16 protein-coding genes are annotated in these 24,276 nt (G+C 54.9%); 11 read left to right on the top strand and 5 right to left on the bottom strand.

All coding sequences use genetic code 11. The features are described 5' to 3' along the window. Positions 1-120: 120 nt before the first annotated feature. Positions 121-534, bottom strand: a complete 414-nt coding sequence (locus D5270_RS11595; protein ID WP_166544251.1) for a BlaI/MecI/CopY family transcriptional regulator — start codon at positions 532-534, stop codon at positions 121-123. A 218-nt stretch (positions 535-752) separates the two neighbouring features. On the opposite strand from D5270_RS11595, the gene D5270_RS11590 reads away from it, so the two are divergent. Genes D5270_RS11590 through D5270_RS11580 form a run of 3 tightly spaced genes read left to right on the top strand, consistent with a single transcriptional unit; the run spans position 753 to position 4,148 of the window. Beyond that, positions 753-1,424 carry an ABC transporter ATP-binding protein gene (locus D5270_RS11590; RefSeq protein WP_166544250.1) on the top strand — a complete coding sequence of 224 codons (672 nt, stop codon included), beginning with the start codon at positions 753-755 and terminating at the stop codon, positions 1,422-1,424. 13 nt (positions 1,425-1,437) lie between these two features. Further along, on the top strand, positions 1,438-2,334 hold the full coding sequence (locus D5270_RS11585; protein ID WP_207709374.1) for a hypothetical protein: 897 nt from the start codon (positions 1,438-1,440) through the stop codon (positions 2,332-2,334). Then, positions 2,316-4,148, top strand: a complete 1,833-nt coding sequence (locus D5270_RS11580; protein WP_166544248.1) for a hypothetical protein — start codon at positions 2,316-2,318, stop codon at positions 4,146-4,148. Before D5270_RS11585 ends, D5270_RS11580 begins: the two co-directional genes overlap by 19 nt. 68 nt (positions 4,149-4,216) lie before the next feature. Here the strand turns inward: D5270_RS11580 and D5270_RS17135 are convergent, their stop codons facing one another. Further along, on the bottom strand, positions 4,217-5,842 hold the full coding sequence (locus D5270_RS17135; protein ID WP_207709373.1) for an alpha/beta fold hydrolase: 1,626 nt from the start codon (positions 5,840-5,842) through the stop codon (positions 4,217-4,219). 320 nt (positions 5,843-6,162) lie between these two features. Here D5270_RS17135 and D5270_RS11565 point away from each other — a divergent pair, with 320 nt between their 5' ends. Together D5270_RS11565 and D5270_RS11560 are read left to right on the top strand one after the other, a co-directional pair. Continuing rightward, complete coding sequence (locus D5270_RS11565; RefSeq protein WP_166544247.1) at positions 6,163-8,739, top strand: GAF domain-containing hybrid sensor histidine kinase/response regulator; 2,577 nt, start codon at positions 6,163-6,165, stop codon at positions 8,737-8,739. A gap of 163 nt (positions 8,740-8,902) precedes the next feature. Continuing rightward, complete coding sequence (locus D5270_RS11560) at positions 8,903-11,356, top strand: response regulator (RefSeq protein WP_243150341.1); 2,454 nt, start codon at positions 8,903-8,905, stop codon at positions 11,354-11,356. A gap of 66 nt (positions 11,357-11,422) precedes the next feature. Here the strand turns inward: D5270_RS11560 and D5270_RS11555 are convergent, their stop codons facing one another. Continuing rightward, a complete protein-coding gene (locus tag D5270_RS11555; protein WP_166544245.1) occupies positions 11,423-13,369 on the bottom strand; it encodes a methyl-accepting chemotaxis protein in 1,947 nt (648 codons plus the stop codon). Between the two features lie 231 nt (positions 13,370-13,600). On the opposite strand from D5270_RS11555, the gene D5270_RS11550 reads away from it, so the two are divergent. Next, entirely contained in the window at positions 13,601-14,038 is a 438-nt protein-coding gene (locus D5270_RS11550; protein ID WP_161473637.1) for a MarR family winged helix-turn-helix transcriptional regulator, read from the top strand. A gap of 37 nt (positions 14,039-14,075) precedes the next feature. Continuing rightward, complete coding sequence (locus D5270_RS11545; protein WP_166544244.1) at positions 14,076-15,404, top strand: MATE family efflux transporter; 1,329 nt, start codon at positions 14,076-14,078, stop codon at positions 15,402-15,404. Between the two features lie 66 nt (positions 15,405-15,470). On the opposite strand, the gene D5270_RS11540 is transcribed toward D5270_RS11545, so the two are convergent. After that, positions 15,471-15,959, bottom strand: a complete 489-nt coding sequence (locus D5270_RS11540; protein ID WP_166544243.1) for a hypothetical protein — start codon at positions 15,957-15,959, stop codon at positions 15,471-15,473. Positions 15,960-16,111: 152 nt separating this feature from the next. Then, positions 16,112-17,839: an ABC transporter ATP-binding protein gene (locus D5270_RS11535; protein ID WP_243150340.1), complete on the bottom strand. Its 1,728-nt coding sequence runs from the start codon at positions 17,837-17,839 to the stop codon at positions 16,112-16,114. 293 nt (positions 17,840-18,132) lie between these two features. Between D5270_RS11535 and D5270_RS11530 the strand changes: the two genes are divergently transcribed. From D5270_RS11530 to D5270_RS11515, 4 genes are all read left to right on the top strand, one after another. Beyond that, positions 18,133-20,289, top strand: a complete 2,157-nt coding sequence (locus tag D5270_RS11530) for a helix-turn-helix transcriptional regulator (protein ID WP_166544242.1) — start codon at positions 18,133-18,135, stop codon at positions 20,287-20,289. 322 nt (positions 20,290-20,611) lie between these two features. After that, entirely contained in the window at positions 20,612-21,571 is a 960-nt protein-coding gene (locus D5270_RS11525) for an ABC transporter permease (protein WP_166544241.1), read from the top strand. A gap of 32 nt (positions 21,572-21,603) precedes the next feature. After that, positions 21,604-22,512: a carbohydrate ABC transporter permease gene (locus D5270_RS11520; protein ID WP_161473641.1), complete on the top strand. Its 909-nt coding sequence runs from the start codon at positions 21,604-21,606 to the stop codon at positions 22,510-22,512. A 92-nt stretch (positions 22,513-22,604) separates the two neighbouring features. Beyond that, the gene (locus D5270_RS11515) at positions 22,605-24,275 is read left to right on the top strand and encodes an extracellular solute-binding protein (RefSeq protein WP_166544240.1); all 1,671 of its coding nucleotides are present in this window, start codon (positions 22,605-22,607) and stop codon (positions 24,273-24,275) included. Position 24,276: the final 1 nt, after the last annotated feature.

The following is a 24,276-nucleotide window of genomic DNA, read 5'->3' as shown; positions in this document are numbered from 1 at the left end:
ATAATGCTTATACTCAGTAGGTAGTCTGCTTGATGATTTAGACTGTAAAATAAGTAACCTAAAAAGAGCAGCGCGAGTCGGATAAACTAAAGCTTTGCTATACTATCCCGAAAATCCCCCTCACCCCTGCGCCAGCCTTCTCTTCTTAATCACCGCCTCAATCCCGGCCAGCACCGGCTCAAAGTCTATACCGGGAGTGAGGTCCAAAAGGGCTGTAAGTATGTCGGGGATGTCCGAGGGCTTATAGCTCTTTGCGGAGTACACCTGCAGGGCAAGGAACTCATTGCAGGAGACCGTGGGGGCATACCGCCGGGCGTTCTTGCGGCCTATGCCGCCATTGTCGATTGGTATCAGGTAGCCTTTTGCAATCAGCTCGTTTGCCAGCAGGTGAAATGAGTTTTTCGCGAACATATGCTCGTCGGCGCTGGCCTTTTCCAGAATCTCCTGTTTATTTAGGGGCCTTGAGGCCTCCCAGAGTATCTGCAGCAGGGCCAGCTCTGAGGATGTTACCGGTGCGTGAGGCTGCTTTGACATGGGACGCACTCCTTTTCTGATAATCTTATATAGCAATACTATATTATATTCCTGACAGAATGTCAACTAAAAAATAGTATAAATTATTTATTCTATTATTGACAGGACGCCAGAGATATGTTATAGTGAAATAGCGATATTTAAGGGAAATAGCAGCTTCTATATCGTGCACAAATAGCATAATAAAACTATAATGGGTTTTGATTTGAGGGTCAACTATGAGTGTTCTGAGCGCCGAAGAACTATCCTTTACCTACCAGAGCAAGTATCAGAAGGTCCACGCCCTGGACAACGTGAGCTGTGATTTTGAGCTGGGCAGGTTCTATGCCATTGTAGGGCAGTCCGGCAGCGGTAAAACAACTCTGCTGTCCATGTTAGCGGGGCTCGGGAACCCGGACGAGGGCCGGGTGGTCTCCGAGGGCCGTACAGTCCGGGAGATAGGCAGCGAACGCCATAGGCGGGAGAATGTTTCCGTCATATACCAGTCCTTCAACCTGTTCCCCCACCTGACAATACTTGAAAATGTGGCCTACCCCATGCGGGTAGTAAGGGTGCCCATGCGCCAGGCTGTCCCCCGAGCCCAGGAGCTTTTGGCGGCGGTGGGCCTCGAGGATGTTGACCCCCGCAAGCGTCCCGCCATGCTCTCCGGCGGACAGCAGCAGAGGGTGGCTATCGCCCGGGCCCTTGCCAGCGAAGCAAAGGTCCTGCTCGCGGACGAGCCCACCGGCAACCTGGACAGTGAAAACGGCAGGAACATAATCACCCTGCTGAAATACCTGGCAAAAGAAGAGATGCGCTGCATAATAGTCATTACCCATGACCGGGAGATTGCGGCCCAGGCCGACGTTATCTACCGTATGCGCGACGGCAAAATCGAGATGGAGGGCTGAGGATGTACCCGTGGTGGTGAGTGTGACTAATCCCGGCGGGGACAGAGATTCTATGCTGAACATAAACGCTTTCAGACATGACAACTTTCTTTCAAGTCCGTATCTGGAAGATTTTTACGCTCGTATCTACTGTGAAGGCACCTATAGCCAGGAGAGCCGGCAAAGCGAGATACCCCAGGCTGACTGTACAGTAAGTGCCGTCAGCAGCCTGGACCACCTCTGGGTGTCCGACGGCGAGTATGCTTTCTCATATGGCTATGACGAGAGCATGTTCAAAACCAACAAGCCCATATGCCTTGTAGAGCGGAATTTTGCCGAACGCAATGGCATTGAGGTCGGAGACGAGGTTTCCATGCCTCTCTACTCCATGTCCTACGAAGTAGGAAAAGACATTATCTATACTCCACTAGGTGAACAGACCATAAAGGTGGTGGGCACCTGCTTTTCCAAAATAAATTTCTGGGAATTTATTGTCCCGGCAAGCTGGATACGAGCCGAGATGGAGTCCCAGGGTACAGATGTATACTATAACGAACTGAGGGCCGTACTGAAGGACCCTCGGCAGCTTAGCGTCTTTAAAGAGAGCATACAAAGCCTCATTTTTTTGGAGCCCGCTCCAGCTACTTATAAGGACTACACCGGCGCAGCCATAGTAGTGGATGACGAACAATACATCACCTCAGCGGAGACCTTGGGCCAGACAGTTGTGCTCTTTAGGCAGTTTCAGATACCTTTCTTCGTGCTGGCGATAGGTATGATAATATTAGCTATATTCCTGATAATGCGGGGCGTTTCTCCTGTGCGCCTGCGCAGGGGATATCGTGGCGCTACTGCTGCTCCTTCGCTTCAACGCTTTTACGCTGCTCACCGCGGTAGAATAGGGGGTATATCATGTTTAATTTCAGTATAAAGCAACTGTTCCGGCAGCCGTGGAAGGCTATGCTCTTTTTCCTGCTGATGGCGGTAAGCACCGCGCTGGTGGTCACCGGGGCCGTGCTGACAATAGAAAACAACGAGCGCCTACGGATAGTGGAGGATACATACTCTACAGTGGGCTTTGTGGAGCAGCCGGCCGTCAACACGGAGCGCGTGCCGGTTCCAAACGCCTGCGGCGGAATCAACTTTGTCACTACCACTGACTATGGCGAGTATATCTACCCGGAGGACCTGGACTTTCCCGGGGCGGACTACATCCTGAAGCCCGAGCATAGGCCGTATTACATTTTTAATGAGCCCGAGTTTTCACAATTTGGTGATGGCGACACTTTTCATGTAGTGGAGTTTACGCCCCTTGAGCCGGTGGAGGACGATGGCGCGCCGGTGGAAGTAGAGATAACCAAAGTCCTGTTCAGCAAGGACAACAAGAGCCAGGGAACCTGCGTTACGCCGGACACTGCCCTGCACGAGGGCGACCATATCACCGTGTGCCAGTGCTGGGGCGCGACCCGCTATCCTATGGAGCCCGGGGAGAAGTATGCGGCCGAGCTGGCAAAGTGGTGGAACTGCCCGGAGCACCAGGTGGACGAATATGTGGTGTATAGCCGCCCACACTCAGGCCGGACGGACCGGAATGGAAAGCATATCGGCACAGAGAATTTCCCGGACGATAAAGACTGGGGCTTTCAATCTCCTTATTACCCCCAGATTGCCCATGTTACCGGAAAAGATTTCTATGAGAAGGGCAGTCCCGGATATAATTTCGTCCAGTGGGCCAAGAATGTTGAACAGAGGGTGCACAGCTTCTGTTCCCTGGGCACCAACTCACTTGAACTTCTTCCCAGGTGGCACAAAAAAACCAGCGTCCTGAGGGATGGCAGGGAGATAACCCCGGAGGAGTTTGAGGCCGGTGCGCCGGTTTGTATGATATCAAAGGAATTTGCCGGAAGGAACGGGCTAAAGGTTGGCGACAAGGTGAACATGCCCTTTGTCTGCGCAATGTACCGGGACTTAAGCTCAATAGGCGGCAGACCCCACGCCTCCTTCAGCCTTCTGGACGCTGACGGCGAGTTTTACGAGCCTTTCTTTGAGCAGGAGTATGAGGTAGTCGGGCTTGTTGATTGTCTTGAAATGTATGGTATCGAGGCCGGGCCGGACACGCTCATAATCCCTGCAAAGTCCGTCACAGCCAGCGACGATAATAATATTGCCTACTATACGCCTATGACCCCATTCACAGCCTCCTTCCAGATTCCAAACAGTACTATCCAGCAGTTCGACGCGGCTCTAAAGGAGCACGTCCCCGAGGCCGGGCGGCTTAACATCATCTATGACGATAGGGGCTACTCGGAGATAAGGAAGTCCCTTGACAACAGCCGGACCATGGCGCTCCTCCTGTTGCTTGCGGGTATCATGGCGGCGCTGTCCATAGTGGCGCTCCTGCTTTACTTCTTTTTAGCGGGACTGATAATACTGACGGTATTCTCGGCGTGCGCTGGGAGCGTATGCGGCACGCTGGCCCTGGATAAGGTGCGCGAGCCCCAGGTCACGGCCTCGACCGCAGAGGAGCGGGACAGCCTATACAGCTACGACACCCGCTACAGCACCTGGGCGGCGGGCCGGGAGCTTGCAGAGAAGACTGAGATAGACGTGGAGGTGCCGGTGTATGTAAGCTATACTATACCGCTTTGCATAAGCTTACTGGTGCTGGTTTTGGCGCTGATGCTGATGGCAGCCGGCTTCCGCACCGACCCCATATATCTTTTGAGCACGAGAGAAAAAGAGTAGCGTGAGAAAACAGGCGGGCCGGCGGGCATACGAAATGCTCCCCGGCCTGCCTTATATATTGGGGTTTACTAAATGTTTCCTTTCACAAAATCCAGCGCCAGACTGACAGCCCTATCCTCGGCCGCTCCGAAGAACCCATGCCCCGCGCCCTCAATCTCTATAAGCTTAGCCGAGGGAAACACCTCTGCCGCACGTTGGGAATACCTGATGGGTACTACGTCGTCAGCGGTGCCGTGGATGAGCAGTACCGGGCCGGGGTAATTTTTTATCACATCGTAGATGTCAAAGGACATGGCGTCCTTAGCATAAACACGGCCCAGCAGCAGGCCCATTATCTTCTCTGTCTCCGGCAGCTCCCGGCCCTCTGTGCGCTTTTTCGCGTCGTCCTGCAAAACATAGGCCGGGAAGATGGGCACAAGCCCCCGCACCAGCTCCGGGCGGGTGCCAGCCAGGTATGAGGCCACAAAACCGCCCTGGCTCTGACCGGACAGGAAGATGTTTCTGCTGTCAATTTCTTCCATAGCGGATATGCCGTCCAGCACCGCCGACATATCCGCTGCCTCGGTGAGCACGGACATCTCAGTGGTCTTCCCATCGCTCTGAATGTCATTGCCTCCGCCTATGAAGTCGAAGATATAGGCGGCAATGCCGTTTTTGGCAAAGGCCTCCGCATATGGGCGGTTATGGACGCACTTCCCGCCGAAGCCGTGGGCCATTATCACAGCCGGGAAGGGGCCGCTGCCCTCAGGCAGGTACAGCTCGCCATAAATCCTCTTTCTGCCGCGCTCAAAATACAGCACCTTCATTTCGTATTCACTTTCCTCCATCCCCCGCAGCTTCACCAGGAACCTCTCGGCGGCCTTTGTAAACACCTGGTCCTTTTTCCACAGCACAAACATTGGGGTCTCGTTCCGCGGCGTAAGTGGCCGGAAGCACAACTCGCTGTCCCCGGTGGTGTTGATGATATTGTCAAAAGCCAGGGCGTACCCCATGCCCTCCTCCACCATCAGCGAGCCGCTGTACAGCAGATTATAGCTGCCCACGATGTTCAGCTTGCTCTGCCTGCGGCCTAAAATCTCCTCCACACCCTGGTCGCAGATGGCCTGGCGGGAGACAATCAGGGGCTTGTCCCAAAGCTCCTCGGGGTCAATGCTGGTCCTGTCCGCAAGTGGGTCATCCCGGCGCATGAGCACCCCGAAGTGCTCAGGGCGCGGGATTCGAAAGTATCCATATTTAGATGTATCAAAGTTGCCGAATACCACTCCGAAATCGATAAGCCCGCCGTCCAATTGCTCTATCACTGAGCATTTGTCCCCACTGACCACATGGAAATGCACCCCCGGGCACTCCTCACGCAGGGCCTGCACCGCCCGCACCAGTACCCGCAGGCCGTCGGTCTCCCCTGCCCCCACGGTGATATTGCCGGCAGCCGACTTCTCGGCCAGGGCAATCTCGTCCTCGGCCTTTTTAACCAGCTCCAATATCTCCTCGGCCCGCTTGCGCAGAATCATCCCCTCCTCCGTGAGGGTAATGCTCCTGGTGCCGCGGATGAAAAGCTGCTTGCCCAGCTCCCGCTCCATGTCCCTGAGTTGCCTGGAGAGTGTGGGCTGGGAAAGGTGCAGCGCCCCTGCCGCGCGCAGGATATTCTGTTCCCGGGTGACGGCTAAAAAGTATTGCAGCAAGCGAAGTTCCATAATCTGCCTGCCTCCTGTTGAAATTACTGCCTACAGCATAGCAGAAATCGGTATAGCTGTCAAGCATATTGGGGGTGGGGTGAAAAAATGATATAGCTTTTCCGCAGTCTGCTAATTGTAAGTTTCTCCCTTTTTATCATTGACAGGACCCTCATCACGTGGTATTATTATATTGATTTTTTGGAATTTACGGCTAAACCGCGAAAAGGAATTAATTAAGCTCAAGATATATAAACAGTGCTTTCCAGCAAGGAACTCTTCCGTGCTGGAATTTGCTGTGGTATTTACGGCATGAAGCGTTATGAATGGAGGACATGCGTATGGACAATTCAGGGGGAGTTTTGGAGCTTTGCGGGAAATCAAAGGAGCCCTGTGCCAGTGAGCAGCACAGCGGTATGCAGAATGTTCAGAACCTTGAGGCTGTTCTCAATGAGGGCCTTCGCGTAGCTCTGTTGGAGGAGACCCCGGACCAGTCCCTGGAGGTGCTGTTGGAGCGCCTGGGGAAGGCGCTGAACGGAGAGCGCACCTATATATTTGAACAGAACGAGTCCGGCTGTGACGACAACACCTATGAATGGGCCGCCGAAGGTGTTGCTCCGGAAAAGGAAAATCTTCAGAATCTTCCCCCGGAAATATGCGCCAGCTGGTACCGCAATTTCCGCATTGGCAACCATATTGTTATCGAGCATTTGGAGGATATCCGGGAAACGGAGCCCCTTCAATATGCAAATCTGAAGCGGCAGGGTATACATTCCCTTGTGGTGGTCCCTCTTTACGACGACAAAAAAATTATCGGCTTCTACGGCGTGGACAATCCCCCTGTGAAGTCCCTGGAATATGCGTCGAATATGCTCCAGACCGCGGCATACTTTATCGTGTCCTCCCTGAAGCGCCGCAACCTGTTCAGGGAGCTTCAGAAGCGCAGCTATAATGTGCTCCACGCCCTCAGTGTGGACTACCTCTGTATTTATCAAGTAAATTTTGACACAGGCGATTGCGAGGTCTACCGCAGCAGCAGCCGCTGGGAGATAGACTGGGCCGCCAGCTTCAAAGACGGCTATCAGGCGGCAATGGAGCGGTACATATCACAGCACGTGGCCCCCGCCGACCAGGAGAGGTTGCTTGCCGCCACAAAAAAGGAATATGTGCTGGCCCAGCTCAGGGCCGAGAAAAAGCTCTCTGTACGGTATCAGGCGAAGGGCAGCTCCTTCGGGCTCAAGCACCTTGAAATGCATTTTTCCGCTACCGAGGAGACCAGCGGGGAGAACTGCGCCATTTTTGCCCTACGGGATGTAAACGCCGTGGTGGAGCAGGAGGAGAAATACAGGCTTGAGGCCCGGCGCAGCCTTGAGGATGTTTTGGAGGGGGCCCGGATGGGCACCTGGACCATTGAGCTTGAGAACGGCTGCAAGCCAAGGATGTATGCCGACCGTACCATGCGCATACTCTTGGACGTGTCCGAGGACATAGGGCCTGAGGACTGCTATAGTCACTGGTTTGAGCATATCGAGCCGGACTACGTTGAGATGGTCCAGGAGGCTGTGCAGGAGATTCTGGACACAGGGCGCTCCGAGGTGATATACCCCTGGAACCATCCGTCCCTTGGGAAAATCTACGTCCGCTGCGGCGGCGTGCCGGACAGCACCTTCCAGAAGTCCGGCGTCTGTCTGAACGGCTACCACCAGGACATCACTGAGACCATGGTGACAAGAAGGAAGCAGGAGCAGTCAATAATGGAGCTTCTGGAGCGGGTGCGCCAGGCAAACTCCGCAAAAAGCGAATTCCTCTCCCATATGTCCCACGACCTGCGCACGCCCATCAACGGAATACTTGGAATGCTGGCTATCCTTGAAGGGGGCCGCGTCAGCACGGAGCAGCGTGAGGAGTGCCGCAGGAAAATACGCGTGTCCACAGAGCACCTGCTGTCCTTGGTAAACGACGTCCTGCAGGTGAGCAAGCTGGATACAGGGCGCCCGGCAAAGGTGGAGGAGCCCTTCGACCTTCACGATACCCTTGAGGACTGTATCACTATCCTCTCTCCTCAGGCAAGCGAGCGGGGTGTATGCCTGAAGCTGGACCAGTCCGGCCTTCGCCATAACAGGGTCATAGGAAATTCCCTGCACTTAAAGCAGATACTCATGAATGTCATCGACAACGCCCTCAAATACAACCGTCCCAACGGCTCCGTATTTGTCCGGGCGGAGGAGACCTCCTTTAATGACGGCGCCGCCCGCTGCCTCTTTACGGTGGAGGATACGGGAATCGGCATTGGAGAGGACTTTAAGCCCCATATTTTTGAGCCCTTCACCCAGGAGCACCAGGACGCCAGGACAGACTATAACGGCGTGGGGCTTGGCATGTCCATTGTAAAGAAGCTTGTGGACCAGATGAAGGGGTCTGTGGAGATAGGCAGCAGGCTTGGCGAGGGCAGCGTAGTGAAGATTACCCTGCCAATCCGGGTGGACGAGGCCTGGAGCGGCCAGCCCAAGTACGAGGATATAAGCTCCGGCAGCGTTGCCGGAATGCGGGTGCTGCTAGTGGAGGACAACGAGATTAACTGTGAGATTGTTGAGTACATCCTCCGGGAGGCCGGGGCCCAGGTGGTGACCGCCAATGACGGCAAGGCCGCCGTCGACACCTTTGCCGCCGCTGAGCCGGGAGCCTTCGACTGCATACTTATGGATTTGATGATGCCGGTTATGAGCGGCTATGAGGCCACCCGGGTCATCCGCGGGCTGAACCGTGCGGACGCGGGCACCGTACCAATAATCGCCCTGTCCGCAAATGCCTTTGAAGAGGATATCGTCATGGCAAAGGACGCGGGAATGAATGAGCATTTGGCAAAGCCTGTGGACATGCGCAAGATGTTCCAGGCCATGAGCCGTTTGAAGGGCTGAAAGCCCAGAACGTCCCGTAATTGGGGCCTTTGGAATACAAAGCTATAGAAAGGGAAGAACTATGAAAATCAACGCTTTACCGCATTCCTTCAAAGTTAGCATAGCGGTAATGATTTGTCTGACTGTTTTCGTGTTTTCCTTTATGGGGATATACATTCACAATATGAGTGAAAACACAGTTATAGATATCGGCACCTCTTATATGGAGGGCATGAACGAGCAGATATCCCTGCACTTCAAGACTGTAATTGAGCTCAGGCTTACAATGGCTGAATCCATAGCCCACATAGCTACAGGTGACGGAAGCTCGGGCTATGGCTCAAAGGAGGATATTGAATACGGCGCGATAGCGCGGCATTTCATGTGCGCCGCCCTGTATTCCTCCGACGGCGAGATTGAAATGATTTACGGCGACCCTGTAGCTCTGAACCACCCGGAGCTGTTTTTAGACAGCATAGTAAACGGCGAGCGCAAGGTGGCTCCCGCCACTGACAGCAGCGGCGAGGGTGTGATTCTGTTCAGCGTGCCCTGTGAATACCCTATGTCAAGCGGTAAAAACAGCCTGTCTATGGTGGTGGGGCTTTCTACTCAATATATGGGCGAGGTCCTTTTTCTGGATTCAAACCGTTCGCTGAGCTATTCCTTTGTTATCTGCAAGGACGGCAACTACGTGGTCAGAGGCGACGACGGCGGGCATACGAATTATTTCGACAGGCTTTCCGACATTTTCGGCGACGAGGAGCTGGACTCCGCCCCATATATTGAGCAGCTGAAGGAAGCCATGAGCACGGACGACGACTATTCCCTGATAATCCAAAGCGGCGGCTCCCGCCGGCACCTTTACTGTACCAGCCTCCCCTATTGCGACTGGTATCTGGTGACGGTCCTCCCCTTCGATATGCTGGACCACGAGATTTCAGGCATGGGCACCAACTGGCTTACCATCGTCTATATCTCATCCTTCGCGGTCATTGTCATGCTGCTCTATATATTCTTCCGGTATTTCAGATTGTTCAGAAGCCAGGTGGCCGAGCTGAAGCGTATGAACATTGAGATGGACGCGGCCAGACGGGAAGCGGAACAGGCCAATGCTGCCAAACAGGAATTTCTCTCCAGTATGAGCCACGATATTCGCACCCCAATGAACGCCATCATCGGCATGACCGCCCTTGCCACGAACAATGCCGGCAACCCGGAGCAGGTCAGGAATTACCTGCAAAAGATATCCCTGTCCAGCAATCATCTCCTTGGGCTTATCAACGACGTGCTGGATATCTCAAAGATAGAGAGCGGTAAAATGGCGCTGAATATCGAGCCCATATCTTTAAGGGAAGTGATGGACAGCATTGTCAATATCATCATGCCACAGGCAAAGGCGAAAAATCAGCGGTTTAACGCCGCCGCCTACGATATCCTCTCGGAAAATGTCTGCTGCGACAGTGTTAGGCTAAACCAGGTGCTTATAAACCTTTTAGGCAACGCCGTGAAATTTACCCCGGATAATGGCTCGGTCGACGTGACAGTCTATCAGGAGGAGCTGCCTGAGGACACATCATGTGTGCGCACCCATTTCCTGGTGAGCGATACTGGCATAGGCATGTCTAAGGAGTATCAGAAGGTGATATTCGAGTCTTTCAGCCGGGAGGATAACGCCCGGGTGCAGAAGACTGAAGGCTCTGGCCTTGGGATGACAATTACCAAGTGTATTGTAGACAACATGGGCGGCTCCATCTCTGTGAGCAGTGAACAGGGCATGGGGAGTAAATTTCATGTAATCCTCGACCTGGCAAAGGCCGAGGAACCTGAGAGCGCCGCCGGGCTTCCCGGCTGGAGCATACTGGTGGTAGACAGCGACCAGAGGCTGTGTACAAATACTGTTAAGGCCCTTGAATCCATGGGGCTTAGCGCCGACTGGTGCTCAAGCCCGCAGCAGGCTGTTGAGCAGGCCGGTAAGTTAAACGGCGGATATCAGCTTATACTTCTTGGCTGGGAGCTTCAGGGCACGAACGGTATTGAGGCCGCCCGGTCTATACGCTCCGGCCTTGGGGAGGACTGCCCAGATATACTGCTGTCGGCCTGCGATTACAGCGGGATGGAAGAGAAAGCCAGGGAGGCCGGTATCTCCGGATTCGTCTCAAAGCCGCTGTTCAAATCCACCCTGACAGACGCTTTGAAGCCCTACTCAGGTGATAGCTCCAGGGAAAATGTCCACGCCAAAAATAAGGGCGACCGGGTGCTGCGCGGCAAGCATATCCTGCTGGCTGAGGATAACGAGCTGAACTGGGAGGTTGCAAGCGAGCTGCTCTCAGTGCTGGAGATGGAACTGGATTGGGCGGAAAACGGTCAAATCTGCGTTGAGAAGTTTGAAAAATCCCCTGTGGGGTATTATGACGCAATCATTATGGATGTACGAATGCCGGTTATGGACGGCTACGAGGCCACCGCCACTATCCGCGGGCTGGAGCGTGGGGACACCGTGTTACCGATTATCGCCATGACTGCCGATGCATTTTCAGAGGATATCCAAAGGTGCCTTGAGTGCGGGATGAACGACCATTTGGCAAAGCCCATAGACATACAGGCTGTTGCCCGGAAGCTGAAGAAATATTTGAGATGAGCCAACACATAAGCAAGAGGACCCGGCCGAGTTGCCGGGTCCTCTTGCTTATGTTATTTATGCTGCTCACTCCAGCCGGAAGCGGCTGACAAGCTCGTTCATCAGGCGGGACTGCTCGGACAGGGCCTGGGAGGTCATGGCGCTCTCCTCTGAGGTTACGGAGGTGTTCTGCACCACATTTGAAATCTGCTCGATTCCATCTGTGACCTGGGTGATGGCGTCGGTCTGGCCCTCAACCTCCTCCACCATGCTGTTCATCTTCACGGTCACGTTTCCGGCAAGGACGCCGGTCTTATCCAGGGAGTCCGTAACTTTATCCACAATGCGGCCTCCCTCTGAAATAGCCTCAATGGAGTTGCTTATCAGGTCCTTTGTGGCCTTGGCAGCTTCGTCAGACCTTGAGGCCAGGCTGCGCACCTCGTCCGCTACAACTGCAAAACCCTTTCCTGCCGTGCCCGCCCTGGCAGCCTCCACAGAGGCGTTCAGCGCCAGGATATTTGTCTGGAAGGCGATATTCTCAATGGTCTCGATAATCTTGCTTATTTCCTCAGAGGACCTGCGCATGGCCTCAGTTGCGGAATTGAGCTCATTTACATAGCCTATGCTGACATTGAGCTGGGCCCCGGCCTGGTTCACAAAGTCCCCGGCCTCCTCAGCCGCGGCAAGGGTCCGCTTGGCATTTTCAGAGATATCCGCCGCCGTAGCTGAGAGCTCTTGCACGGCGCTGGCCTGCTCTGTAGCCCCCTGGCTAAGGGACTGGGAGCTGTCCGCTACCTGCCCGGCGCTTTGGGCCAGGGTGCCCGCGGAGCTCCTGATTCTTGCCAGAGTGTCCCTTAGGGCGCTATGTATGGACTTGATGGAGTTCTCTATGGCGATGAAATCCCCCCAGTAGGTGCGGTCCGGCTCCTCCCGAAAGTCACCGTCAGCCATCTTGCCCAGGTGGTGGGAGACGTCCTGCACCACGTCGTTAAGCCTGGCCCTGGTGGTGTCCATAGCCTCTATCAGCTCGGCGGTCTCGTCCCGGGAGGTTATATCCGGGGCGGGGGTCTGCAGGTCTCCGTCCGCCAGCCCCTCAAGCCTTGCTACACAGGCGCGGATGGGCCCGGAGATAGAGCGCCCCACCTTCACCGCCACCGGGAAGGTGGCAATTATCACCAGCAGCACCACCACTATGGTTAGTAGGATACTCTGGTCCAGTGTAGATTTAAATTCCTTCTGGCTGGCCTCGATGGCAATGCTCCAGTTCTGGTTGCCCTCCACCGGGGCAAAGCCCACAAACTTGTTGTCCCCATAGAATTTATATTCCCCGAAGCCGGACTCGCCATTTATCATCCGCTGGTTTACAGCCGCCACGTCCGCTACGCTGGGGTCAGATTTTGCCGCCTCTATCATGTTGGAGCCCTTCTCCACCACGTCGCGGTCCTTATGCCCTATGACGTTGCCCCTCTGGTCCATAACATAGGCTATGCCGCTCTCACCCATCGCCAGGTCTGCCACAATCTCCGACAGGAAGTCGGCATCTATGCCGCCGTACACAACTCCGTCAAAGCGTCCGTCAGTGATTATGGGCACCTCCATCAGGAAAATCATCTGACTGCCGTCGTTCATAATGTCCGAGATATATGGCTTCATGGTGGACTTGCACTGCAGGAAGTATTCCTGGTCCCCATAGTCATCACCTGTAGAGGACATCCCCTGGGCGTCTATCTTGCCGGTATAGATAAATCCGTTGCGCTCGGCAAGTGAGTTCCGCACAGACACCAGCTCCTCGGCGTCCGGCTCGGACTCCCTGAATATATCCGAGGCCGCGGCCTCCTCCAGGGCTATCCAATACTTATCCATCTGCCACTCCACCGCATGGGCGGCAATATGGGTGGCCGGACCCAGGGTCTTCTCCATGGTATAGTCAATACCCTGGGCATTGAGCAGTGCGGTTACTATGCCAATCAAAATTGACCCAACTAATACCACCGACAGCATACTGGCCTGTATCTTGGATTTGATTGACTTCATTTTGCATCTTCCTTCCACAGTTATTCCGGTTTTTTCCGTTTTCCGAAATATTATACCACAGTTGGGTAATTCATGCAATACAGATTTTTTGAATTATCATATTAATTTTTTAGTTATTAAATTTTTGGATTAGTAAGCTATAGCAACAAAAACGCTCTTGACAAATGTACGAAAACGTACTATAATACAAATTGTGCCGTGTACGAAATCGTACTTAAGGAGTGAAGCCGTATGTCTGACGCTATCCGGGAGCAGTCCAAGCGCCTGGACCTGCTCATTAGCGAGACCGACGCCATTTATCACGAGGCCACGCTGAAGCTGGGCCTTACAGACAGCGCCATGAGCGTGCTGTATACCATCTGCCTGTTTGATGGCGAGTGCTCCTTAAGGGACATTATAGCCTACTCGGGCATACCCAAGCAGACCGTCAACTCTGCCCTGCGGAAGCTGGAGGGCGGCGGGGTGCTCTATCTGGAGTCGGTGGACGGCCGGAAAAAGCGGGCCTGCCTGACGGAAAAGGGCCGGGAGCTATGTGTGGGCACGGTGCTGCGGCTGATGGACATTGAGGACGAGATAATCGGGAAATGGCTGCCGGAGGAGCGGGAGCTGTATCTGTCCCTGACCCGCCGGTATCTTGAGGCGCTGCGGGAGAAGGTAAAGGAGCTTTAAGAGTATATTTTCTGTTTTTTGTTAGGAGGTAATAATTATGAATATACAACTGTCCGACCGTTTTACATATGGAAAGCTGTTCCGCTTTACACTGCCCTCTGTGGTTATGATGGTATTCACCTCAATTTACGGAGTGGTAGACGGCTTCTTTGTGTCCAACTTTGTGGGCAAGACGTCCTTTGCCGCCGTCAACTTTATCTTCCCCTTCCTGATGATACTGGGTACGGTCGGGTTTATGTTCGGCGCGGGCGGCAGCGCCCTAATTGCCCGGACCATGGGCGAGGGGGACAACCATAAAGCCCAGCGGCTGTTCTCGCTTTTTGTGTATGTGACCGCCGGGTGCGGCGTGGTACTTGGCCTGATAGGTTTTGTGTTTATCCGTCCCATTGCCGCTTGGCTGGGGGCCGAGGGTGAAATGCTTGAAAACTGCGTGCTCTATGGGCGCATTATCCTGCCGGTCCTGCCCGCCCTGATGCTGCAGTATGAGTTCCAGAGCTTTTTCATCACCGCCGAGAAGCCACAGCTTGGCCTTATGGTCACCGTGATAGCCGGTGTAGCGAATATGGTGCTGGACGCCCTGTTTACCGCTGTCCTGCCCTTTGGCCTGGCGGGCGCGGCCTCTGCCACGGCTATCAGCCAGGCTCTTGGCGGCATAATACCGCTGTTCTATTTCGGGCGCAGAAACTCAAGCCGCCTGCGGCTGTGCAAGACCTCCTTTGACGGCAGGGCCCTGCTCAAAGCCTGCACAAACGGCTCCTCTGAGCTTATGAGCAATATATCCATGTCCATTGTCAGCATGCTGTATAACGCCCAGTTAATCCGCTACGCCGGTGAGGACGGCATTGCGGCCTATGGGGTGCTCATGTATGTGAGCATGATTTTCATGGCTATCTTTATCGGCTACTCCACAGGGGTGGCCCCGGTGGTAGGGTATCACTTCGGCGCGGACAACAGGGACGAGCTTCGGAGCCTTTACCGCAAGAGCACGGTTATTATCCTCGCAAGCTCCGCCGCAATGCTTGGGCTGGCTGAGGTGCTGGCCCGGCCTCTATCCACTATATTCGTGGGCTATGACCCGGTGCTCTTTGATATAACCGTAAGCGCCTTTGGCATTTACTCCTTCTCCTTCCTTTTCTCCGGCATAGCAATATTCGGCTCAGCATTCTTCACCGCCCTGAACGACGGCCTCACCTCGGCGCTTATCTCCTTCCTGCGCACCCTTGTGTTCCAGGTTGCGGCAGTGCTCATATTCCCGCTGATATGGGGGCTTGACGGCATTTGGCTGTCAATCGTCGCCGCCGAGGTCATGGCGGCTGTGGTAACTTTGGCGTTCCTTATTGGCAAGAGAAAGAAATTCCACTACTAATAGTATCATGCAGAAAGCACGTTCCAAGCCGGAACGTGCTTTCTCATAACTACGCTATAATCAGAACTATCCATTTGCCGATTCAATGCCCATTATGTCCATATCACAGTAGCCCAGTCCATGAATAAACATACGGTATTTCCCATCTTTCGCGAAAAGCCCCGCAGGTACCGGGAAGGTCCACGTGCCGTCATGATATTCCGTTACGGATAGCTTTGCGCCTTGGTCCCATACCATATGCCACTGGTCTTCATAGAAATAATCTACTGAGTAAGTCTCCGGAGCCCCGGATGCAACACCACCCGATTTGATTTTAATAACTATAAGCACATCGTCGTATTTTTCCCCCGACGGCTTCTGCACGTCAAAGTCTATTCCTGCAAATACAAGCTCAACATCGGGGTCTATATCAGTCCTCCACTTAGGGTCAAAATCCATCCAGAGGGGGAATTGATTTTCAATACGGTTATCCCAGGCCGATATGCCTGCTATTACGCAAAAGAGAAGTAATATTACGCCGGCAATTATTGAAATAGTATAGGACTTGCGCCTCACACTGGACCCCTCCTTGCTGAAAATATTGTATTGTTAATAAATTATACTCCACCTAATTCGTGTTTGTCAACAGATTAAACAAAATTTCTTTCTTAAATTGCACTAACTACAAAAGGAGCGGGTGTTTATCCCGCTCCTTCCCACTTAATGATTTATATTTGCTCCGAGGCCCTGTAGAGCCCCGCGTATACGCCGCCCCTTTGCATGAGCTCCTCGTGGGTCCCCTGCTCCCGGACGCCGTTCTCGTCGAGCACCACTATCCGGCCGGCGTTGCGCACGGTCGACAGCCTATGGGCTATGACCAGAGTGGTGCGCCGCCCTGCCATGCCCTCCAGGTTGTGCTGGATAAGCTTCTCGCTGAGGTTATCCAGGGCGCTGGTGGCCTCGTCCAGTATGAGCACCGGCGGGTCCTTCAGAAAGACCCGGGCTATGGACAGCCTCTGCTGCTGTCCGCCGGAGAGCCGTACCCCGTGGGGGCCGATGTCCGCGTCGTATCCCCCGGGGAGCTCTCTTATGAATTCATCTGCCCCGGCAAGCTTCGCGGCATTTACTATGTCCTCCCGGCTGGCCCCGGGCCTGCCGTATGCGATATTCTCAGCGACGGTGCCGGTGAAAAGGTACACGTCCTGCTGTACCACTCCTATGCTCCTGCGCAGGGCAGAGAGGGATATGTCCCGCACATCCCTGCCGTCCAGAAGCACCGTGCCCTCCCCGGACTCGTAAAACCTCGGCAGCAGGGCGCATAGAGTGGTCTTCCCCACTCCCGACGCGCCTACCAGGGCCACGTACTCCCCGGCCTTGACCTTGAGGTCCAGGCCCTGGAAGACCTCATCCCCCTCGCCGTAGCGGAAGCTCACGTTGCGGAACTCTATATCCCCGCGCACGCTCTCCGGGGCCCCGGCGCCCGGCTTTTCGGTTACGCCGGGCTGTGTGTCCATCAGCTCCCTATAGCGCCTGAAGCTGGTGCGGCCCTCCTGCAGCAGGCGGCTGGTGTTCACAAGGCTCTGGACAGGCCCTGTGAAGTAGCCTATATATAATAGAAAGAGCAGCAGGTCCGAGACGTCCATCCCGCCCTGAAGAATTGCAAGTCCTCCGAACACCACCACCGCGATGGGTATTATAGCCGCAAAAGCGTCCATGCCGGTGTAGAGCCTGCTCTCGCTCTGGTAACCCACCCGGCGGTCCTCCAGGAACCGGCTGTTCAGCCTGGAGAATTTCTCCTCCTCCATGGCCTCCCCGCAGAAGGACTGTACCACCCGGATGCCCGAGAGGGAGTCCTCGGCCTGGGCGTTTATCTGTCCCATGCTCTGCCGGGCGCCCTCCATGGCCCTGCCCATCCTGCGGTTAAAATACAGGGTGTACATGAGCATAAAGGGCAGGAAAGCCAGAATTATGCAGGTGGTCTGCCAGTGCACGGACATGAGTATTGCAGCCGCGCCCACCAGCTTCACTGAGTTTATCAGCAGGTCCTCCGGCACGTGGTGGAAGAACTCAGCCAGGGACAGAGTGTCGTTGGTGATTCGCGACATCAGGTCCCCGACGGTGTGGCTGTCGTAATAGGAGAAGGACAGCCTCTGGCAATGGCTGAATAGCTTTGAGCGCATATCCCGCTCTATCTTCGCCCCAAGGTAGTGGCCCTGGTAGTCGTAGAAATAGGTGCAGAGGGCCTGCACTATCACCAGCCCCAGCAGGAGAAGCCCCGCCCGGAGCACGAGCTGGTACTCCCCTTTGTTAAGCAGGGTGTCGGCTATGTACCGTACCCCAAGGGGCACTATCAGGGCGATTCCAGACACCAGCATGGCGCAGATAAGGTCGGCGGCAAAGAGGCCGCGGTAGGGCTTGTAGAAAGCTGACAGCAGCTTGAAATTTTTTCTAAACAAAACAGATTTCCTCCTAAAATATGCGGGAGGAAGCCTTAGATACCTAAAACCCTCCCGAGATTTCTCATGGTTTTAACAGTAATGGCTTTCATATCATACCGTTCCTTTCAGCATTATTTTGAGCCAATCCCAGCTCCAGGAAATTGTATCACGGGGGGCTTACGGTGTCAAGCCCCTGAAAATAAATTGCAAATTTTTATTTCCGCTGGTGAAACTTCTTGCAATTCTGACAATTTTCCTGTATAGTTATATATATTGCTCTAAAATCCGCAAAAGGGGTGAATACGGAAAGCATGAATGTGTATAAACGGTTTCTCGCCTCATATTTATCCGTCTGCCTCCTGCCTCTGCTGCTCTCCTTCTTCACCATCGTCAGGCTGGAGCGCCGGGTCCAGGACTCTATCATGTCGGACCAGGAGAGCTCCATGCAGCTTGTCCGTCAGGAGTGCGACCGCACCCTGGGCCACGCGGCAAACCTTGTATCCATATTTTCAGAAGACACCGTGGCCTCCTACCTGTCAGAGAAAAGTGAGCTTAGCGCCGAGGAACTCTTTGCCCTATGTGATTTGAGCGAATCCCTCTCCCGGGCTATAGGACAAAATGCGTCCTTTTACAGGGGCTTCTGCTATTTTGCCAAAAGCGGCTTCCTGGTAACCGACCGGCGCACCTACCATCCTGAGGCCGCCGGCCTGCTGCCCTGGGATTTGCAGCTGGACAACGGGAGCTTCTACTCCCTTCTGGACAGCGGCAGCAGTTCCGAGCATATCGCCACAGTGTATAAGGAGACAAACGGCGGCTGGGTAATGGTCCTGCGCAGCCAGTATGACTCCAGCACACAGGAGTTCATCTCCTGCGTTGGAATAATTATACAGCTCGACCGCAGCTTCTCCCCCTGGAGCTCGGGGGACTTCGAGGCCTTTGTCACCGACGACAGCTACCGCCTCATATGCGGCGGGGAGCGGGCCGGGGCCCTGTGTGAGCTTCTGGCCCAGAATGGCTCCGAGTCCGGGGAGGTGGACCTTGAGGGCCAGCGGTATGTGTACTCCCAGTACCCTTCCGGGTTCAGCCGGGTGCGCTACGGCTTTCTCACCCGCCGGGACGCCTACTACCAGCAGCTGCGCATAGTCTGGATTGACCTGCTGATAGAGATTGCTGTCATACTTATAATCAGCGTCTTCTTTGCCGTCTTCTGGAGCAGGCGCACCTACCACCCCATAAAGAGTATCCTCCCCTATGTTGGCACTGGGAGCCCGGAGATTGAGTGCCGGTCCATCTCGGAGCTCGGCTCTGCGCTGGTGAGCTTCGCCCAGGAAAAGGAAGACCTTGCGAGCCAGGTAATGAGCTCTGAGCAGCAGATACTCAGCGCGGCCCTGGCCCAGTATCTGCTGGGGATAACCGAGAGCCCCTCCATACTCTCACAGTACATCGAGGAGGGCCAGCCCTATCAGCTCCTGGCCTTCGCCCCGGCAAGGCATAGGGACAACAGCTTTTCCGTGCTTATGAATCTTAGGGAGCACCTTGACGATATCCTTCTGGACAAAAGCGGCGGCGTCAGCCTGCAGTTCCAGCGCTGTGCGGCGGTGCTCATACAGCGGGCGCTGAGCTATGAGGAGACAGCTGAGATACATTTTGCCGCGGAGCAGTCCATGTCCATGCCCCTTGTCTGCTATATGAGCGACACCTATACCCGCCTTGAGGAGGCGCCAAGGGCCTGGGCCACAATATATAGGACCCTCTATCACGACAGCTTCTGGCGGGTGGAGCGCGGGCGCGGGGTCTGTCCTGCGGGAGGCCTGCCCGAAAGCGACGGCGCCGAGTCCTACCGTGATTTCCTATCACATCAGAAGGCCCTTACAGAATATCTTGGCGCAGGCAAAAGACAGCGGGCCGAGGGCTGCCTTGAGAAGATAATCTCCGGGGACCTCTCCAATATGTCCCTGCCGGTGGAGCGTATCCGGCGGCGGTATGCTGACACCGCCGAGGTCATCCTGCCTTACGTGACAGAGAGCCGGGCCGGGGACATAATGCACCGGTTCCAGCAGTATGAGACCGCCCGGGAGATGGAGGCTGGCTTAAGGGAGCTCTTTGACGGTATCTCCTGGGAGCCCAAGTCTGAGCTCTCAGAGCTGAAGCGGGAGCTTACTGGCAGCGTTCTGGAGTTTATCCGCGCAAACTACCAAGACCAGGCCCTGAATGCCAGCATGATAGCCGACCATCTGGGCATGAACCTCTCAACCCTCAGCCACCAGTACAAGGCCGCCACAGGCAGCGGGCTTTTAGACGAGCTGCACGCCGTGCGGCTGGAAGCTGCGAAGAAGCTGCTCACAGAGGGGGCCAGCGTCCGGGAGACCGCCGAGCGCACAGGCTATGCGGACCCGCGGGCACTTATCCGGGCCTTCAAGCGGTACGAGGGGATTACCCCCGGGCAGTACGCCAAGGGAGCGTCATAAAGGCGCGGTTTTGAAATTTTCTTAAAGCAATTATGCAAAATTGAGATTGCTGTAATAACATATCAGCACTGTGGATACCGGGAAAACAGGGGCGGCAGAAGCGTGCCGTTCCTGTTTTTTGCTGTTTTTGCACCGGCAGGCGGCAAAAATTGCGACTATAGCTGAATTAGTACCAGTATTTGCGCCGTGTCCCCCATAAAATTCTGGCGCTTTACACTTTGGAAACAATTTGTTAATATAAAGTCAAATATTCCCCAGCCGTCCGACCGTATTGCAAGTCCATAGGGTCTGTGGCGGCAAGAGGCAAGAAAGGAAAGATGTTATGCGAAGCTCTACGTCAGCGCTGGAAGCAAAACCGCGCAGGCCGCGCAAGTTCACTTGGTCCAACATCAAAAAGGACCTTGTCAAGAACTGGCCCCTGTTCATCATGGTCCTGCCCGCCGTTGCTTTCTACATTATCTTCCACTACATACCCATGGGCGGCCTTTTGATGGCTTTTGAGAATTTCAAGCCGAAGCTTGGATTCTTCAACTCCCCCTTTGTGGGCATGAAGAACTTTGCGGACTTCTTCGGCTCCGCCTTCGCCGGGCGGACCATCCGCAACACGCTCATACTGAGCCTTCTGCAGATTGGCATAGAGTTCCCGCTTACAATACTCTTCGCTCTGCTGCTCAACGAGCTCAGAAGCAAGCGCTACCGCAAGACCATCCAGACCGTGTCCTATATGCCCTACTTCATCTCCATGGTGGTGGTGGCCGGTATCATAATCGACTTCTGCTCCACCGAGGGCGCCGTTACAGCTATAGTGGGCGCTGTCACCGGCAACTACGACAACCTGCTGGGCAACCCGGACAACTGGCGGACCATATATGTTGTGTCGGACCTGTGGAAAAACCTTGGCTTTGACTCTATCATATACGTCGCAGCCCTTGCGGGCATAGACCAGACCCTCTATGAGGCCGCGGAGATAGACGGGGCCAACCGCCTGCAGCGCATTATGCGGGTTACCATCCCGGGCATAATCGACACCATTATGATAATGCTCATACTGCGTATAGGCCAGATGCTCTCTGTGGGCTATGAGAAGACCATACTGCTCTATAACCCCCAGGTGTATGAAACCGCCGACATCCTCTCCAGCTTCGTGTACCGCAAGGGCCTGCAGGAGGCAAACTACGGTTACTCCACCGCCGTGTCCCTGTTCAACTCCGTTGTGAACTTCTTCCTGCTGATATTTGCCAACGCCTTCAGCAAGAAGTACACGGAGTCCGGACTGTTCTAAACTGAACTCTCGATGAAAGGAGATATGCTGTAATGGCTATGGTAAGAAACAGGTCAGTGGGAAGCAAGATATTCAACGGCGTAAACGTCGTCTTCTTCGCCCTGGTCATCGTCGTCTGCATCCTTCCGGTCTGGCACGTAATATGCGCCTCCTTCTCCGACGCGGGCTGGGTCATGAACCAGACCGGCCTTATCTGGAGGATAAAGGATTTCAATATCAACGGCTACCTGCTGGTGTTCCACGACAACAGGATATGGACCGGCTACCTGAACACCCTCTTATACGTGTTCGGCACCACCGCCCTTGGAATGTTCCTGACTGTAATGGCGGCCTATGCCCTCTCAAGGAAGGACTTCCTCTGGGCCAGCCCCATTATGTTCCTCATATCCTTCACAATGCTGTTTTCCGGCGGTATCGTGCCCCTTTACATCCTGGTGACTCAGGACCTGCACATGTTCGACAGCCGCTGGGCTCTTATACTCCCCCACTGCATGAGCGCCTTCTATCTGATACTTGTGCGCACCGCCATGCAGAACGTGCCCGAGAGCCTGGAGGAGTCCGCAATGCTGGACGGCGCCGGAAGGTTCACTATACTCTTCCAGATAATGCTGCCGCTTATTAAGGCCACTCTCGCGACTGTTATACTATACTATATTATAGGCAACTGGAACTCCTGGTTCAGCGCCATGATTTACCTGCGCAGCAAGGATAAGTTCCCCCTGCAGCTGGTGCTCAAGGAGATACTTGTCACCACCAGCAACAGCAATACTAACGTGGACATAAGCGTGCTGGGCTCAGGCGATTCCGCCGATGCCATACTCTATAAGCAGCTGGTGAAATACTGCACGATAATTGTCTCCACCGTCCCCATGTTCATTTTCTACCCCTTTGTACAGAAGTACTTCGAGTCTGGCGTTATGATTGGCGCCATCAAGGGGTAAGCTTCAAAAGTTGCATACAGCGCCTGAAGCTTAAATGTAACAGGTGCTTTTGCATAGAGAAATCCACAAAAATCTGTTAGGAGGAAACCAAAATGAAAAGCTTAAAGAAAGCCATTGCACTGCTGATGTGCCTTGCACTGGTGCTGTCTCTGGCAGCCTGCGGGGGCAATTCCGGCTCTAGCACCAGCAGCTCCGAGAGCTCCGGCAGCACCGAGAGCTCTGAGAATTCCGAGAGCTCCGGCGAGGAGAGCTCCGAAGCCACTGAGGGCGAGACCGCCACTGGGGAGTTCAAGCTGCCCATCGTTGACGAGCCCGTTGAGCTGAGCTACTTCGTGTCTGCCAGCACCAACGCCGCCATCGTCACCACCGACTACAACGACAACGAGTTCTATCAGGAGATGGAGCGCCGCACCGGTGTTCACCTGAACTTCGAGATGGTCTCATCCGCCGACTATCAGACCAACTTCAACCTGATGATAGCCTCCGGCACCCTGCCCGACCTTATCTGCTACGGCGCTTCCTACTACGCCGAGGGCGTTGACGCCGCTATCGACGACGGCTACTTCATGGACCTCACCGATAAGGTTGACGAGTACATGCCCAACTATCAGAAAATTCGCAAGTCCGACAAGAACTATGAGCTGCTCTCCACCACCGACTCCGGCCGCCTGGGCGCTGTTTACGAGCTGCGCCAGACAAAGCAGGGCCCCTGGCTGGGCCTGTGGATTCGTCAGGACTGGCTGGACGACCTGGGCCTGGAGACTCCCGAGACCTATGAGCAGTGGCACGACGTTCTGAAGGCCTTCAAGGACGAGAAGGGCGCCACCGCCCCCCTGATTCTGAACTTCTCCGGCAGCGACGGCGAGTTCGGCATGATGTCCGCAGGCCTTGGCGTGCTCAACGGCTGGCAGCTGAACGCCGAGGGCAAGGTCACCTACGGCCCCTATAACGACGCCTGGAAGGAGTACGTCACCACCATGCGCCAGTGGTATGAGGAGGGCCTTATCGACCCCGACTTCATGTCCACCGACGAGCGTACTGCCGACATGGCTACCGTTGTCACCGGCAAGACCGGTGCTATCCCCGCCGTGTACACCATGCCCTCCCTGTATGAGAGCTCCTCTGAGGACAAGAACATGAACTGGGCTCCCATCAACCCTCCTGTTAAGAATGCCGGCGACGAGCTGCATATCCGCCTCAGGGACTCCTACACCTCCGGCAACACCGCCATCTCTGCAGACTGCGAGAACTGGGAAGTCGCCATGAAGTGGCTGGACTACCTGTTCACCGAGGAGGGCGCCCTGCTTGCCAACTACGGCGTTGAGGGCGACACCTTCACCTTCGAGGGCGACAAGCCTGTTTACACCGAGAAGATTACCAACAACGAGAACGGCTGGAACCTGGCCCAGACCATGGACAGCTACCTCTGCCCCTCCGCCGGCGTTGCCAACTGGTCTGACTGGACCCGTGAGCTGGGCGGCGTGCCCGAGAAGGACCAGACCTGCTACACCGTCTGGACCACCAACGCCAAGGATGACTGGCGTGTGCCCACCATCTCCCTGACCCAGGAGGAGTCCACCGAGCGTGCGGCCCTCTATGCCGATATGAGCACCTGCGTTAAGGAGAACACCGCTAAGTTCATCAGCGGCGCTCTGGACATCGAGGAGAACTGGGATTCCTACATTGCCGAGCTGGAGCAGCACGGCGTACAGCGCGCTATCGAGATTACTCAGGGCGCTTATGACCGCTACCTGGCCCGCTAAA

The sequence above is a fragment of the Acutalibacter sp. 1XD8-36 genome (assembly GCF_009917525.1).
Taxonomy (GTDB): Bacteria; Bacillota; Clostridia; order Oscillospirales; family Acutalibacteraceae; genus Acutalibacter.
This window is presented reverse-complemented; position numbering and strand designations above follow the sequence as displayed.